This window comes from Azospirillum palustre (assembly GCF_002573965.1).
Lineage (GTDB): Bacteria > Pseudomonadota > Alphaproteobacteria > Azospirillales > Azospirillaceae > Azospirillum > Azospirillum palustre.
Genome location: NZ_PDKW01000039.1, coordinates 676,809 through 691,350, shown reverse-complemented (window position 1 = coordinate 691,350; position 14,542 = coordinate 676,809). Strand labels below are relative to the sequence as shown.

At 68.4% G+C, this 14,542-nt stretch carries 13 protein-coding genes; 6 read left to right on the top strand and 7 right to left on the bottom strand.

The genetic code is table 11. From position 1 onward, the window contains the following. Positions 1-480: 480 nt before the first annotated feature. A complete protein-coding gene (gene ald, locus CRT60_RS09260) occupies positions 481-1,605 on the bottom strand; it encodes an alanine dehydrogenase (RefSeq protein WP_098736105.1) in 1,125 nt (374 codons plus the stop codon). A 202-nt stretch (positions 1,606-1,807) separates the two neighbouring features. Between ald and CRT60_RS09255 the strand changes: the two genes are divergently transcribed. Then, positions 1,808-2,287, top strand: a complete 480-nt coding sequence (locus CRT60_RS09255; protein WP_098736104.1) for an Lrp/AsnC family transcriptional regulator — start codon at positions 1,808-1,810, stop codon at positions 2,285-2,287. A gap of 426 nt (positions 2,288-2,713) precedes the next feature. Then, positions 2,714-3,136, top strand: coding sequence for a nucleoside diphosphate kinase regulator (rnk, locus tag CRT60_RS09250; protein WP_098736103.1), 423 nt, complete (start codon positions 2,714-2,716; stop codon positions 3,134-3,136). A 112-nt stretch (positions 3,137-3,248) separates the two neighbouring features. On the opposite strand, the gene CRT60_RS09245 is transcribed toward rnk, so the two are convergent. Together CRT60_RS09245 and CRT60_RS09240 are read right to left on the bottom strand one after the other, a co-directional pair. Further along, positions 3,249-4,436 (bottom strand): DNA polymerase IV, encoded by a 1,188-nt coding sequence (locus CRT60_RS09245; protein WP_098736102.1) that lies wholly within the window; start codon positions 4,434-4,436, stop codon positions 3,249-3,251. A gap of 129 nt (positions 4,437-4,565) precedes the next feature. Beyond that, positions 4,566-5,075, bottom strand: coding sequence for an Lrp/AsnC family transcriptional regulator (locus CRT60_RS09240; RefSeq protein WP_098736101.1), 510 nt, complete (start codon positions 5,073-5,075; stop codon positions 4,566-4,568). A 132-nt stretch (positions 5,076-5,207) separates the two neighbouring features. On the opposite strand from CRT60_RS09240, the gene CRT60_RS09235 reads away from it, so the two are divergent. Beyond that, positions 5,208-5,852 carry a LysE family translocator gene (locus CRT60_RS09235; RefSeq protein ID WP_098736100.1) on the top strand — a complete coding sequence of 215 codons (645 nt, stop codon included), beginning with the start codon at positions 5,208-5,210 and terminating at the stop codon, positions 5,850-5,852. Between the two features lie 3 nt (positions 5,853-5,855). Here CRT60_RS09235 and CRT60_RS09230 read toward each other — a convergent pair whose 3' ends face one another. Together CRT60_RS09230 and CRT60_RS09225 are read right to left on the bottom strand one after the other, a co-directional pair. Further along, positions 5,856-6,587, bottom strand: a complete 732-nt coding sequence (locus CRT60_RS09230; RefSeq protein WP_244592371.1) for a LuxR C-terminal-related transcriptional regulator — start codon at positions 6,585-6,587, stop codon at positions 5,856-5,858. A 53-nt stretch (positions 6,588-6,640) separates the two neighbouring features. Then, complete coding sequence (locus tag CRT60_RS09225) at positions 6,641-10,234, bottom strand: hybrid sensor histidine kinase/response regulator (protein ID WP_098736099.1); 3,594 nt, start codon at positions 10,232-10,234, stop codon at positions 6,641-6,643. 486 nt (positions 10,235-10,720) lie between these two features. On the opposite strand from CRT60_RS09225, the gene CRT60_RS09220 reads away from it, so the two are divergent. Next, complete coding sequence (locus CRT60_RS09220) at positions 10,721-10,972, top strand: hypothetical protein (RefSeq protein ID WP_098736098.1); 252 nt, start codon at positions 10,721-10,723, stop codon at positions 10,970-10,972. 224 nt (positions 10,973-11,196) lie between these two features. Here the strand turns inward: CRT60_RS09220 and CRT60_RS09215 are convergent, their stop codons facing one another. Together CRT60_RS09215 and CRT60_RS09210 are read right to left on the bottom strand one after the other, a co-directional pair. Then, positions 11,197-11,487 carry a hypothetical protein gene (locus CRT60_RS09215; protein WP_098736280.1) on the bottom strand — a complete coding sequence of 97 codons (291 nt, stop codon included), beginning with the start codon at positions 11,485-11,487 and terminating at the stop codon, positions 11,197-11,199. Between the two features lie 94 nt (positions 11,488-11,581). Further along, positions 11,582-11,830: a hypothetical protein gene (locus CRT60_RS09210; protein ID WP_098736097.1), complete on the bottom strand. Its 249-nt coding sequence runs from the start codon at positions 11,828-11,830 to the stop codon at positions 11,582-11,584. Positions 11,831-12,202: 372 nt separating this feature from the next. Here CRT60_RS09210 and CRT60_RS09205 point away from each other — a divergent pair, with 372 nt between their 5' ends. Both CRT60_RS09205 and CRT60_RS09200 read left to right on the top strand, forming a co-directional pair. Next, a complete protein-coding gene (locus CRT60_RS09205) occupies positions 12,203-12,829 on the top strand; it encodes a LysE family translocator (protein WP_098736279.1) in 627 nt (208 codons plus the stop codon). Positions 12,830-12,945: 116 nt separating this feature from the next. Further along, entirely contained in the window at positions 12,946-14,511 is a 1,566-nt protein-coding gene (locus CRT60_RS09200; RefSeq protein ID WP_098736096.1) for a response regulator, read from the top strand. Positions 14,512-14,542 lie beyond the last annotated feature (31 nt).

Here is a 14,542-nt window from a genome sequence, read left to right as displayed (position 1 = left end):
GGGTCAGCCTTCATCGAGGCAGACGCCATCCGGATACGCGACGAGGTCGCGGGGGTGCGGTCATGCACCCGAGCGGCATTCCGTCGTTCGACCATGGTCAACAGCTCCCACTTGCGCGGCACGGGCTTGCAGCCGTGGCGTCCCCACCGGCATCGCTGCCGGACATCCTGCTTGTGAATCGCGGGCCAGTTCGGGCGGAGTGACCGTCCGGACAGCACCAGTCGGCGAAAGGCGCCGCGCCTTACCCTGTTCAAAACTGTTCTTGGTCTTTGGCCCCGGCACTTAAGCGCCGGTTGCATATGTTACCCTTTTTCTTGTGACAGACAGGTAATGCAACTTGATCCGTAGGCGCAACACTCTCTTTCCAAGGGTTGAAAAAAACAACAATCGTTCCGAAGTGTCGCGCCTTTTCCGTTCAAAATTTCTGTCCTTGGCGTTTCCGAGAAATATCGTTCAGTTTATTGTCAACAGCTGTTCACATCATCCGCCGACCAGTTCGCGCGGGTCGGTGAAGGGCTGTGCAAGCGCCTCCGCCACTGCCGGATAGGTCAGCCGGCCGGCCTGGACGTTCAGCCCGGCCAGCAGGTGCGGATCCTCGGCCAGCGCCCGTTTCCAGCCCTTGCCGGCCAGCGCCTGGACGAAGGGCAGGGTGGCGTGGTTCAGCGCCTCGGTGCTGGTGCGGGCGACCGCGCCCGGCATGTTGGCGACGCAGTAATGCACGACGCCGTCCACCACATAGGTCGGGTCGGAGTGGGTGGTGGCATGGCTGGTCTCGAAGCAGCCGCCCTGGTCGATGGCGACATCCACCAGGACCGAGCCGCGGCGCATGCCGGCCAGCTGGTCGCGGCGCACCAGTTTCGGCGCCGCGGCCCCCGGCACCAGCACGGCGCCGATCACCAGATCGGCATCGGCGACCAGCCGGTCGAGCGTGTCGGCGGAGGCATAGACGGTCTTCAGCCGCGGTCCGAACAGGTCGTCGAGCTGAGCCAGCCGCGGCATGGAGCGGTCGGCGATGGTCACGTCGGCACCCAGCCCCATCGCCATGCGGGCGGCGTTGGCGCCGACCACGCCGCCGCCGATGACCAGAACCTTGCCGGGCAGCACACCGGGCACGCCGCCCAGCAGGATGCCGGAGCCGCCGTTGCTCTTCTGCAAGGCGACGGCGCCGACCTGGATCGCCATGCGCCCGGCGATCTCCGACATCGGCGCCAGCAGCGGCAGGCGGCCGGCGCGGTCGGTGACGGTTTCATAGGCGATGGCGGTGCAGCCGCTCTCCATCAGCAGCCGGGCCTGTTCGGGATCGGGGGCGAGGTGCAGATAGGTGAACAGCACCTGATCCGGGCGCAGCCTGCGACATTCCGCCGGCTGCGGCTCCTTGACCTTCACGATAAGCTCGGCCTTCGCAAAGACCTCCTCGGCGGTGCCGGCGATCTCGGCGCCCGCCGCGCGGTAGGCCTCGTCGGAAAAGCCGATCTCGGCGCCGGCGCCGCTCTGCACCAGCAGGGAATGGCCGTCCGCCGCCAGTTCGCGGACCGATGCCGGCGTCAGCCCGACGCGGTACTCGTGGTTCTTGATTTCCTTGGGAACGCCGATGCGCGTGACCATGCGAGAAGTGACCATGAGAGATCTCCCCGATGCGAACCCCCGTCGACGCCTGGTATCCCTGGAAACCATCGGTCAGGCGGATTGTCTCGGTAATGTCACTATACGTCTGGCGGAGCGGGTGAATCTCTGCAAAGCCTTGCATGATTCCCCCATAGTGTGGTGGAGCTTTCGCACGATCCGCCACGTCTTCGAATAAAGTTGCATGCACGCCCTGGATGCCCTGGACCACAAGATCCTTCGCCTGCTCCGCAAGGACGGCCGGATGAGCAACGCCAAGCTGGCGGCGGAGGTCGGGCTGTCACCCTCGGCCTGCCTGCGCCGCCTGCACATGCTGGAGCATTCCGGCATCATCCGCGGCTATACCGCCATCATCGAGACGGGGGAGGAGGAAAAGTCCGTCACCGTCATCGTCCAGATCACGCTGGAACGGCAGACCGACGAGTATCTGCGCCGCTTCGACGCCGCCGTCCGCCGCTGTCCGGAGGTGCGGGAATGCTATCTGCTGTCCGGCAGTTCCGACTATCTGCTGCGGGTGGTGGCGCAGAACCCCAGCGACTACGACCGCATCTACAAGGACTCGCTGTCGCGCCTGCCCGGCGTGGTGCGCATCCAGTCGAGCTTCGCCATCCGCAGCATCGTGCGCCCCGGCAGCCTGCCGGCGCTGGAGGACCGGGCGGACTGACCGGTAAGGGAACGTCCTCCTCCTGCCCAAGGGAGCGCGTTCGCTCAGGACGGGCCTGCTTCAGGGAGTGGACGGGCCGCGTGCCACCGCCCGTGCCACCGCAGTGATCGCGTAATCCTTGAATTCCGGAGCGAACCTGTCCAAGTTCGGGGAACCATGACACTGCCGCCCCGCCATATCCGTAACCTCCTGCGTGCAGGCCGCGTTCACGCAGGCTCGCCCGCCCCGGATCTGGTCGCCTGAGGCAAGGCTCCCGGACCGTCCGGGGCCGACATCGTCTCCAAATCCAAGAGAGCCGCTCGAACCGCATCCATGCGGTCACGGGTTTATCGCGTGCAACCGCTGCATGACCGATGAGGCGCCCACCGGGGGGCGTCGCCTGGCGGTCGGTTGTGCGCATGCCGAGAAAAGCGAAGGAAGACCTCGATGCGTCCCGCAGACCAGTTTCCGCCCATCGTGCTGACCGCCACCGACCATGACCGCCTCTCGGCTCTGGTCGAGGCCGTTTCCGAGAGGTTGCCCGATGTATACGCGTACCTCACGGTCGAACTGGAGCGCGCCGCGGTGATCGATGCCGGCGAACTCGTGACGACGGTGGTCACGATGGGCGCGCGCGTGGCGTTCCGGGATGAGGTGACCGGACAGGAGCGGACCGTCACCCTGGTTTATCCGGGTGATGCCGACCTCGCGGCCGGTCGGGTGTCGGTGCTGACCCCCATTGGCGCCGCCCTCATTGGCGTCGCGGAAGGGCAGTCGATCACATGGTACACGCGCGAGGGCGAGGCGAAGACCCTCACCGTTCTGGCCGTCGAGCCTCCCAGTGCGGACGGGGGTGCCGTCGCCGCATGATCCGCGGTCGGAAGAGCGACTGTATGCAAGACGCTTCACAACCGCTTCGTCGGCTGGGCGGCTATGGGAAATGCAGCCCTGTGCCAAGGCCGCCGGTCGTTCATGTTCCCTCTCACCCGAACAGGTCGAGTTCCGGGTCGGGGGCGGTTTCCGGGTGGGTCAGGTCGGTGCAGCCGATGCCGATCAGACGGAAGGCGCGGCCGTCGACCTCGCGTTCCAGGAGCGCGATGCCGGCCGCCAGGATCGCCTCGGCCGAGCGGGTCGGCTCCACCCGGCGGGAGCGGGTCAACTGCTGGAAATCCTTGGTCTTCAGCTTCAGCACCACGCTGCGGCCCAGCAGCCCCTCGCGCTCCAGCCGGCGGGCGACCTTGTCGGCCAGCGGGCGCAGCTCCTGCGCCAGGGCGGGCAGGGTGGTCACGTCCCAGTCGAAGGTTTCCTCCGACGAGATGCTCTTGCTCGGCGACTCGGGATGGACCCGGCGGGAATCCTCGCCGCGGGCGTAGCTGTAGAGCACCCGGCCCATGGCGCCGTAGCGCTTGACCAGCCAATGCTCGTCCCTGTCCTGAAGGTCGCCGACGCGGGTGATGCCGTCGGCGAACAGCTTGCGCTCCAGCGCCGGGCCGACGCCCCACAGGATGGTGACCCGCTTGGGCGCCAGGAAGGCCGCCGCCTCCGCCCGGCCCAGCGCCGAGAAGCCGCGCGGCTTGTCGAGGTCGGACGCGATCTTCGCCAGCAGCTTGTTGTAGCTGAGCCCGATGGAGGCAGTGATGCGCAGTTCGCGCTCGAAGCGGCGGACGATCTCCACCAGCGCCTGGGCCGGGCTGATGCTGAGGCGGTCTTCCACGCCGGTCAGGTCGAGATAGGCCTCGTCGATGCTGATCGGCTCGACCAGCGGGGTGAAGGCCTCCATGATCTCGCGGGCGCGATGGCCGACCTCTTTGTATTTGGCGATGTTGGGGCGGATGATGGTGGCGTCGGGGCAGCGGTCCAGCGCCTCGCGGATCGTCATGGCCGAGCGCACGCCCGATATCCGCGCAATATAGCAGCAGGCGGCGACCACCCCGCGATGGTCGTCGCCGCCGACGATCACCGGGCGGCTGGCCAGCTCCGGCCGGTCGCGCTTCTCCACCGTGGCATAGAAGCTGTCGCAGTCGATGTGGCCGATGTGCAGGCTGTGCAGCTCGGCATGGCGGAACAGCCGCCGGCTGCCGCATTTCGGGCAGCGCGTGACCTCACCCGATCCTGCGCCGGGGAGGGCGGCGGCGCAGTCGCGGCAGACGCTGTGCAGGGCGGTGGTCATGATGGCTGACCCGTGGCCTTCTCGGTCCGGCGGTGGGGAAGACCGAGAGTAGCAAGACGTGGCGGTGGGGGCCAGTCTTTGGGTACGTATAGTGAACGGAACTGACAATCGGTGTCAGGTCAGGTCAGGTCAGGTCTTGCCGTCGGCCGGCGGATGGGGTGCCGGCAGATGGTCGAGCGGCAAGACGCCGCCGGCCTTGACCGTCTGGATCGCGAAGTTGCTGCGGATGTCGGCAACGCCCGGCAGCTTCAGCAGCGTTCCCAGCAGGAATTTTTCGTAGCCGGCCAGTTCGGGAACGACGACCTGAAGCAGAAAATCGGACTCTCCCGAGACCAGATGGCAGGACACGACCTCCGGCAGCGCCTTCACCGCTTCGCGGAAGGCGGTCGCCTCGCGGTCGTGGTGGCGCTCCACCTTGATGCCGACGAACACCGTCAGGCCAAGGCCGACGGCCTTCCGGTCGAGCGAGGCGTGGTAACCGGCGATGACGCCGGCCTCCTCCAGCAGGCGGACCCGGCGCAGGCAGGGGGACGGCGACAACCCGACCTCCTCGGCCAGTTCGACATTGGTCAGCCGGGCGTCGCGCTGCAAGGCCGCCAGGATGCGGCGGTCGATGGCGTCGAATTTCATACTTAGCATGACCTTTATGCCGAGTGCTGTCTTTTTGGCACGATCCACCAGGATACTGCGCTTCGGCAGCGCAACTCGCAAGGACCTGCCAGCGCTCCCGGAGCTAAATTCGGTCATCGATTTTGGACGAGGGAGGTGGATATGCCGGGGCTTTCGATCTTCATCGGTGCGCTGGCGGTGGTCTATCTGGTGCCGGGAGCCGACATGCTCTTGCTGTTGCAGACAGGGGCACGGCAGGGGCGGCGGCATGCGCTGGCGACGGCGCTGGGGTTGGCAATGGCGCGGGCCACCCATGTGGCGCTGGCCGCCTTGGGGCTGGCGGCGCTGCTGCGCACCGCGCCTGCGGTCTTCGACCTCGTCCGCATTGCCGGAGCCGCCTATCTGGTATGGCTGGGCATCGGCGTCCTGCGCATGCCGCCACTCGGCCCCGCTGTCGCGGGCGGTGCGGCGGGACAGCAAGGGGAGAGTGGCGCTGTGTCATACCTTGCGGACATGCTGCGCGGCTTGCTGACCAACCTGTTGAACCCCAAGGCCTTGCTGTTCTGCTCGGTCCTGCTGCCGCAGTTCATCCAGACCGACGCCGGCGGCGTGTCCGGGCAATTCGCCATGCTGGGTGCGATCCTCGTCGGCGTCGGGATGGCCTTCGACAGCCTCTATGCCCTGGTCGGAGCGGCTCTTGCCGGACTGGTCGCGCGCCACCGGATCGTGGAGGTGGTTCAGCGCTGGAGCTTCGCCGCCCTGCTGATCGGCTTCGGCCTGCGGCTCGCCGCCGTTCAGCGGCTGTAGGGCCTATCTCAGAACGTCGCCACCCACCGCCAGACGGCCGGCGACGACGGCGGCCTGGGTGCGGCTGACCACGTTCAGTTTGCGCAGGATGCTGGAGACGTGGACCTTCACCGTCTGCTCCGACACGTTGAGATCTCCGGCGATCTGCTTGTTCAGCTTGCCGTCGACGATCATCGTCAGGATGCGCAGCTGCTGCGGCGACAGCGAGGCGAAGCGGCGGGCAGCGTCGGCCTCGTCGGCTTCCGATGACACCGCCGACAGCGGCGGCGCCCAGGTCTCGCCGGACAGGATGGCGCGGATGGCGTCGGCCATCGCCGGCATCGACAGCGATTTCGGGATGTAGCCCGAGGCGCCATAGGCCAGCGCCCGGCGGATGGTGTCGGGATCCTGCAAGGCCGACAGGATGGCGACCGGTACGGTCGGATGGTGGGCCAGCATCAGGAACAGGCCGGCGAAGCCGTGGGTGCCGGGCATGTTCAGGTCGAGCAGCACGAGGTCGATCCCGTCCGGCCGCTGCCCCACCGCGGTCATCACCGAATCGAGATCCGGGCATTCGATCACCCGCACCTCCGGCATCGCCCGGCCCAGCGCGTCGCGCAGCGCCGCCTGCACCAGCGGATGGTCGTCGCCGATGACGATTGTCGTCTGTCCGGCCGCCGTTTGCCCGGCGGCCGTTTGGTCGGCTGCCGTCTGTCCAGCCGTTTTCGCTGCGCCTGCTGCGCTGTCCTCGCCCATGGCTTCCGCACTCCCCCCATTTGCGGCCGCCCGGCTTTTGTCCGGTTCCAGCCTTAACGCTCGGCAACGGCCGCCGTCTGCAAGGCCGCCCCGTTCAGGAAGCGGCGCAGCGACGCCGGCTTCACCGGTTTGTAGAGCACCCCGCAGCCGCAACGCTCCGCCTCCGCCCGCACCGCTTCGGAGCGGTCGGCGGTCAGCAGCAGCCCCTTGACCGGGCGGTCCCACAATTCCCGCAACCGCTCCAGAACCGCAAGCCCCGTCTGGCCGTCGCCTACGTGATAATCGACACAGACCACATCGGGAAGCGCCCCGTCGAAGGGGGCGAGCGCCGCCAGGGCGCCTTCGACGTCCGACGCGGTCGCCACCCGGCAGCCCCATTGGCCAAGCAGCGCGCGCAGGCCGGCCAGGATCGGCTCCTCATTGTCGATGCACAGGACCAGAAGCCCGGCCGACAGGGCAGCGGGGGTGGAGACCGGCCGGGTGACCGGGGTGGCGCGCGACTGCTCCATCGGCACCTCCACCGCGAAGCCGGTGCCGCGCCCGACGGTGGAGCGCAGGGTGACGGGGTGGTCGAGCAGCCGGGCGATGCGGTCGACGATGGCGAGGCCGAGGCCGAGACCCTTGTCGGCGGGGTTGCCGCCGCCGTTTTCGCCGCCCAGCCGGCGGAACTCCTCGAACACCTCGTGGCGCTTGGCTTCGGGGATGCCGGGGCCGGTGTCCCACACCTCGATGCGCAGGCGGTCGCCGTGGATGGGGTCGCGGCGGCGCCGGCAGCCGAGCAGGACGCGGCCCTTCGGCGTGTAGCGGATGGCGTTGGACAGGAAGTTCTGCAACACCCGGCGCAGAAGCTGCGGGTCGGAGCGCACCACCGCGCTGCAGCCCACCACCTTCAAGGTCAGCCCGCGCTCCTGCGCCAGGGCGGAGAACTCCACCCCCAGCCCGCCCAGCAGCTCGTCGATGGCGAAGCTGCGCATCTTCACCCGGACATTGCCGGCGTCCAGCGAGGAGATGTCGAGCAGCCCGCCCAGCAGCATCTCGGTCGAACGCAGGGAGGCGGCGGCGTTGTCGATCATGCCGCATTCCGACTCCCGCTGGTCGGGCGTCGGCAGCGGTCCCCGCATGCTCTCCTCCAGCGCCGAGACGAACAGGCGGGCGGCGTTCAGGGGTTGCAGCAGATCGTGGCTGGCGGCGGCGAGGAAGCGGGTCTTGCTGGCATTGGCCGCCTCGGCCTCCGCCTTCGCCTGTTGCAGGGCGTCGGTGCGCTCCTGCACGCGGTGCTCCAGGCTTTCGTTGGCCTCGCGCAGCGCCTCGGCGGCGCGGTAGCGCTCGGTCACATCGGTGTAGGTCGAGACATAGCCGCCTTCCGGCAGCGGGTTGGCGACGATCTCCAGCACCGTGCCGTCGGGGCGGCGCCGCTCGTACCGGTAGGGCCACTGCTGGTTGGCGGTGTCGCGGTTGGTCAGCAGCGCCGTCATGTCGTGGGCGCTGTATTCGCCGCGCCGCTCGTTGAAGCGGATCAAATCGGCGAAGGGCACGCCCACCCTCACCATGTCGGCCGGCAGGTCGAGCAGTTCCAGATAGCGGTGGTTCCAGGCGGCGATGCGGTGGTCGGCGTCGATCACGCAGATGCCCTGGCCGATGTTCTCCAGCGTCGCCTGCAGAAGCTTGCGGTTGAAGCGCAGCGCCTCCGACGCCTCGTCCAGCATCGCCATGGCGTCGCCGCGCGACAGCGTGCGGCCCTGGAGCGAGGCGGCCATCACCACCCGCGCCGACGCCGCCCCGATGGCACCGGCGATCAGCGTCTCGGTGAAGCGGACGGCGTCGAGGTCGGCCGGGCCGGTCTCGCCCTTGCGGCCGGCGGCATGGAGCAGGCCGCCTCTGGCGGGATAGGCGAGAAAGCCGCCTCTGGCGGCGTACGCATCGAAGGCGGCGTTGCCGCGCTCCGCCCCGACGAAGCGGATGGCGAGCGCCCGCAGGTCGGCCAGCCTGGCCAGCGCCTGGGGGGTGTCGTCCTCGTCGCGGTCGGCGCTGGCGCTGGTGTAGAAGACGGCCTGGGTGCGCTCCACAGCACTTGGGCGGGCCAGCAGCGAGCCGGCGACGAAGGCGGTCAGGTTGGCGAGCAGGCTCCAAAGGCTGGCGTGCGAGATGGGGTCCAGCCCCTCGATCCCGAACAGGGCCTGCGGGCGCAGCCAGCCGATGCCCCAGGGGCCGAAATCGAGGAAGGCGTCGGGCACCGGCACGATGCGCGCCATCGACGGCACCAGCAGCGTGTAGACCCACAGCAGGAAGCCGGCGCCCAGCCCGGCCAGCGCCCCCACCCGGTTGGCGCGCCGCCAGTAGAGCCCGCCGAAGAAGGCCGGCCCGAACTGCGCCACCGCGACGAAGGACAGGAGGCCGATGACGGTCAGCGGGTAGTCGCGGTCGACCAGCCGGTGCATGGCATAGGCCAGCAGCAGGATGCCCACCACCGACAGCCGCCGCACCAGCAGCAGCGTGCCGACCATGTCGCGCCGGCCGACGCGGGCGGCGAAGTGCCTGCGCCTCAGCAGCAGCGGCATCACCACGTCGTTGCACAGCATGGTGCTGAGCGACACCGCGGCGACGATGACCATGCCGGTCGCCGCCGACAGGCCGCCGATGAAGGACAGCAGGCTGAAACCGCTCGCCCCCGCCGCGATGGGCAGGGTGATCATGAAGGTGTCGGGGTTGATGCCGTCTTCGAACGTGATGAGGCCGGCGACCGCGATGGGGATCATCAGGGCGCTGAGCGCCACCAGATAGGAGGGGTACATCCAGGCGGCGGCGCGCAGATGGCGGGGATTGTCGTTCTCCACCGTCATCACATGGTACATCTGCGGCAGGCAGAGGAAGGCGATGATCGAGATCGCCGTGTTCGACCACCAGGTCGGGTCGGTGAAGTCGGGCGACAGCAGCGGCTCCGCCTGCGGCCGGGCGATCAGGTCGGTATAGCCGTCGAACATGCCCCAGACGATGAAGGCCGCCACCGCCAGGAAGACGGTCAGCTTCACCAGGCTCTCGAACGCAATGGCCAGCATCAGGCCGCGGTGATGCTCGCTGGCGTTGATGTGGCGGACGCCGAACAGGATGGTGAAGACTGCCATCGACAGCGCCACGGCGAAGGCGGTGTCGCCCCAGACCGGCGGCGGCAGCGCCGCCGGGGCGGCCAGCGACGGGGCCGTCAGCACGTCGAAGCTGGCGGCGACCGCCTTCAGCTGCAAGGCGATGTAGGGCAGCACGCCGACCAGCGCCGTCAGCGTCACCAGCGCCGCCACCGCCTGGCTCTTGCCGTAGCGGGCGCCGATGAAGTCGGCGATGGAGGTGACGTTCTGCGCCTTGGTGATGGCGATGGTCTTGGTCAGTACCGGGCGGGCCGCCAGCAGCAGGATCATCGGCGCCAGATAGATCGGCAGGAAATCGAAGCCGCTGGCCGAGGCCCGGCCCACCGAGCCGTAGAAGCTCCAGCTGGTGTTGTAGATGCACAGCGTCAGCGCAAAGAGGATGCCGGTCGCCCGCGGCGAGGCCGACAGCAGCGCGCCCCCGGCGGTGCGCCGGTCGCCCCACCAGGCGATGGCGAACAGAACCCCCAGATAGGCCGCCGAAACGGCCAGCACCAGCCAACTCTGCACGACCGACGGACCTCTTTGGGGTGGGAAGGGGGAACTGTGCGACGACCCTATCGCAATGCTCCCGCCGCCGCCAACGGGCGGGCTCGGATTTGCTCAAGAACTGTGCAGGGCTGAACGAAGGTAGGGGGCGCAAATGGTTTGCCGACAGAACTATTCTGCGCCTGCCGGACGCCGCCGTCCCGGTCGCCGCTGGTGCGACGGCCGGCGTTCCCGCCCCGGTCCCGGGCATCCGCCCAAGGGTCCGGGGACCGCCGAAGCGGCCATTTCCGTCTCCTCCCTCGGACGGGGACGGCCGCTTCCGCGCCTGCCGTCCGGCCCCGCCGGCAGTGGGACAAACGGGGGTCCCTGTCGGTTTACTGCGTCGTCATCGCTGGGAAAGCGTCGCGGACGGCCCAATCTATGGCAAGATGGTCCATCGTGAGGGAGCCCGGCCGTCGGTGCCGGCCCCGGTGCGTGGCCTGAAACGGAAGACGGACGCCCAAGAGAATGCTGATCGACGCCTATTTGGGGTTCCAGGTCGGGGACGTGGTCCTGGACCGTGCGGAGCTTGCGGCCGGCACCGCCACCATCAAGGAAATCCACGTCGTTCCCTGTGATTGGGCGCATGGCCTCACCGGCATCGCCGTGATGGAGAACGGCGCCGAGCGTTTCATCGTCCAGCTGAAGAAGGTGCGCCCCACCGAGGAAGAGGTCGAGACCGAAAGCAACGTCCGGCCGCTGCGCCACCGCGCGCGCTGAACCCTGTGTCTGACGCTGAACCCTGTGTCTGACAGGGCAAGGCCCGCCGCTCCGGATCGGGGCGGCGGGCCTTTGCTTTTTCGGCGGGGCTTTTTCGGCCGCGGCCTAGAGTCTGTCTGATGCTTATTGAAGCATCAGACAGACTCTAACCTTTTGGTTTTCCGTGTGATTCACGCTTCAAGCGGTTCCGCTTGAACCGATCACACTCTATGCCCGCCGGACCGTCAGTGACGAAGCTGGACGCGCCCGCCGTTTCTGCGCGCGTCATCGACGCTGGCGATGGCGGGCAGGCCGCGCAGGAAGGCGGCGCCGGTGTCGGTCGCCTCGAACAGGACATGGCCCTGGCGGTCCTGGCCGCGGAAACGGGCCTCGGTCGCCATGCCGGCATTGCGGACGGCGGCCGACAGGTCGGACACGGCCTTCCAGATGCGGGCACGGTGTTCGGCGGCGCTGGAGCAGCCGGTCGCATCCGCGACGGCCAGCGTTACGGTAAAGGAATGAAGCTCGATCGCCATGGTGGCACCACGGAACTTGGAGTGCGGGGTTTGGAAAACCCGGAACGTTCCGGCCATCGGCCGGATACGGCGCCGGCCCTTGGGATCGAAAAACTCAGTCGTAACGGGGAAGCTTCGACAGGACGATGTCGCTGATGAGGCCGCGGAGCTGGCTGACCGGGAGCTGTTCGACCGGAATGCTGACAGCGCGGGCATAGGTCTCGCAAACGTGCCAGGCGTGGTCGGGTTCGACCAGGATGTGCCGGGCGAGATCGTGTTCGTCGGCGTTCGCCCGTCCAGGGAGCGCCTTTTCACAGGCCAGAGCGGTTTGCACCATATCGCTGGCCAGATTGTGCAGGTTCATGGATGGCACCTTCCCATGTTCGGGAAATCGTTGGGGACACAAGCAAACTAGACCTTCGTTCCGGATTCCACAATGGTGCCTATGACGTTCGGCTGTGACAATTCGACGATGGAGTCACAACCGGCGCCTGGGCGATGCCACCGCGGGCCGGCCGATACCGGGACCAACATAGGTCGCTGCGAATTATTCCGCCTGTGACCGTTTCGCGGGTCTGACGCGGCAAATTTCGGCCGGCTCGTCCGCCACTGCGCTCTTGCGTCGGGATGGCTTTTGCCTATGGGCGCCACGGTCCGTCCCGCCTCCAACACCATTGCGCAAGCCTGCCGGCTGTGGATTGATGAGTGGGTCGCCATCCATACCGGAGACTGCACCATGTCCCTCGACCTGTGGCTCGCCTTCGCCGCCGCCTCCGCCATCATGCTGATGATTCCGGGGCCGACGGTGCTGATCGTCGTCTCCTATGCCTTGGGCCATGGGCGGAAATCGGCGATGGCGACGGTGGCCGGGGTGGCGCTGGGCGACTTCACGGCGATGACCGCCTCCATGCTGGGGCTGGGGGTGCTGCTGTCGACCTCGGCGGCGCTGTTCACCCTGCTGAAATGGGCGGGCGCCGCCTATCTCCTCTATCTCGGCATCAAGCTGTGGCGGGCGCCGGTCCGGGACGCGGAGGCGGTGGCCGACGACTCGGACGTCAAGCCCTGGCGCATGATGCTGCACACCTATGCCGTCACCGCGCTGAACCCCAAGAGCATCGTCTTCTTCGTCGCCTTCCTGCCGCAGTTCCTCGACACCGCCCGCCCGCTGGCCGGGCAGATGGTGGTGATGGAGGCGACCTTCCTGGTGCTGGCGACGCTGAACGCCGCCGGCTATGCCCTGCTGGCCTCGGCGGCGCGGCGCGCGGTCAGGACCCCGTCGGTGCAGCGGACGGTCAACCGGGTCGGCGGCTCGCTGCTGATGGGGGCCGGGCTGCTGACCGTGGCCTGGAAGCGGACGGCCTGAGCCGGTTCATTGACAAATCATTATAACTTCACCGAAAATTGTCAGCGAATGGGGTGATGCACGCGCCGGTAACGTTCTTGGGGCCGGCGACAGCGAATCGATCCGCGGGGGCGGTGATGGTCGACGGGGGCAAGAGGGCCGACATTGCGGACACTCTCCGGCGGGACTCCGCCGGGGATGTCCTGGAGTTCGCTGCCGAAGCGGAGGAGTCCGCCGACGGCGGGCGGCGCAATCCGCCCTGGCTGCTCCTGATCGTCGACGACGACCACGAGGTCCACGCCATCACCCGCGTCGTGCTGGGCGAGATGATGTTCGAGGAGCGGCCGGTCCGCTTCCTGTCCGCCTACACCGCAAGGCAGGCGCGGTCGCTGCTGGCCGAGCATCCGGGCATCGCCGCCATCCTGCTGGACGTGGTGATGGAGACCGACGATGCCGGGCTGAAGCTGGTCCGCCACATCCGCGAGGAGATGGGCAACCGGCAGATCCGCATCATCCTGCGCACCGGCCAGCCGGGGCAGGCGCCCGAACGGCAGGTGATCGCCGCCTACGACATCAACGATTACAAGGCGAAGAGCGAACTGACGGCGCAGAAGCTCTACACCGCCGCCGTCGCAGCACTGCGCTCCTACCAGCACATCGCCACCATCGAGCATGGCCGCCAGGGGCTGGAGCGGGTGATGGAGGCGGCCGACCATCTGGCCGGGCTGCGCTCGCGCCCGCAATTCCTGGCCGGGCTGGTCGGGCGGGCGGCGGCGCTGGCGACCGGCGCCCACTCCGCGCTGCTGTGCGCCGCCGGGGAGGACGGGCAGCCGTCCATCGTGGCGGAGGCCGGCTTGCCGGCCGAGCTGCCGGCGGAGGCAGCGGCCACGATCATGGCGGCGCTGGCCGACGGGCAGGCGCGCTGGAGCGGCCGCTGCGGAGTCGCCGTGCTGCGCGGCCGCGATGCGCCGCCGCTGGCGCTCTGCCTGCTGGGCGGCCCCTTCGCCGCGGGCGACCGCCCGCTGGTGGAACTGCTCTGCACCAAGGCGGCGGTCGGGCTGGACAATCTGCGGCTTTACGAGCGGCTGAACCAGGCGCAGATCGCCACCGTCCATGCGCTGGGCAAGCTGGCCGAATACAAGGACGAGGTCACCGGCGACCATGTGAAGCGGCTGGGCCGCTGGGCCACCGCCATCGCCCGCGAACTCCAGGCCCGCAACATTTTCGCGCATGAGCTGGACGACTGGTTCTGCGACACCATCGGGCTGGCCAGCGTGCTGCACGATGTCGGCAAGGTCGGCATCCCCGACGCCATCCTGCGCAAGCCGGGCCGGCTGGACGAGGCGGAGATGGCGGTGATGCGCGACCATGCCGCCATCGGCGGCAGCATCCTGCGCGACGCCTGTGGCGGCGACCGCCACGGCTACCTGTCGATGGGCGCGGAGATCGCCGAGAGCCATCACGAGAAGTTCGACGGCAGCGGCTATCCGAAGGGGCTGGCCGGCGACGCCATCCCGCTGGCCGGCCGCATCGTCGCCGTCGCCGACGTGTTCGACGCCCTGCTGCACCGACGCCCCTACAAGAAGGCGTGGGACATCGCCGAGGTGCTGGACCTGCTGCGGGCGGAGGCCGGCAGCCATTTCGACCCGCGGGTGGTCGACGCTTTCCTGGCGGTGCTGAACCGCGACGGGGCAGGGGCGTAACGCCCGCCGCCCCGCCTGCTTTTCAGGGGCC

Coding starts and splice junctions, on each gene's coding strand:
- ald (WP_098736105.1), bottom strand. CDS start 1,605: ATGGTCACGCGCATCGGCGTTCCCAAGGAAATCAAGAACCACGAGTAC.
- CRT60_RS09255 (WP_098736104.1), top strand. CDS start 1,808: ATGCACGCCCTGGATGCCCTGGACCACAAGATCCTTCGCCTGCTCCGC.
- rnk (WP_098736103.1), top strand. CDS start 2,714: ATGCGTCCCGCAGACCAGTTTCCGCCCATCGTGCTGACCGCCACCGAC.
- CRT60_RS09245 (WP_098736102.1), bottom strand. CDS start 4,436: ATGACCACCGCCCTGCACAGCGTCTGCCGCGACTGCGCCGCCGCCCTC.
- CRT60_RS09240 (WP_098736101.1), bottom strand. CDS start 5,075: ATGCTAAGTATGAAATTCGACGCCATCGACCGCCGCATCCTGGCGGCC.
- CRT60_RS09235 (WP_098736100.1), top strand. CDS start 5,208: ATGCCGGGGCTTTCGATCTTCATCGGTGCGCTGGCGGTGGTCTATCTG.
- CRT60_RS09230 (WP_244592371.1), bottom strand. CDS start 6,587: ATGGGCGAGGACAGCGCAGCAGGCGCAGCGAAAACGGCTGGACAGACG.
- CRT60_RS09220 (WP_098736098.1), top strand. CDS start 10,721: ATGCTGATCGACGCCTATTTGGGGTTCCAGGTCGGGGACGTGGTCCTG.
- CRT60_RS09215 (WP_098736280.1), bottom strand. CDS start 11,487: ATGGCGATCGAGCTTCATTCCTTTACCGTAACGCTGGCCGTCGCGGAT.
- CRT60_RS09210 (WP_098736097.1), bottom strand. CDS start 11,830: ATGAACCTGCACAATCTGGCCAGCGATATGGTGCAAACCGCTCTGGCC.
- CRT60_RS09205 (WP_098736279.1), top strand. CDS start 12,203: ATGTCCCTCGACCTGTGGCTCGCCTTCGCCGCCGCCTCCGCCATCATG.
- CRT60_RS09200 (WP_098736096.1), top strand. CDS start 12,946: ATGGTCGACGGGGGCAAGAGGGCCGACATTGCGGACACTCTCCGGCGG.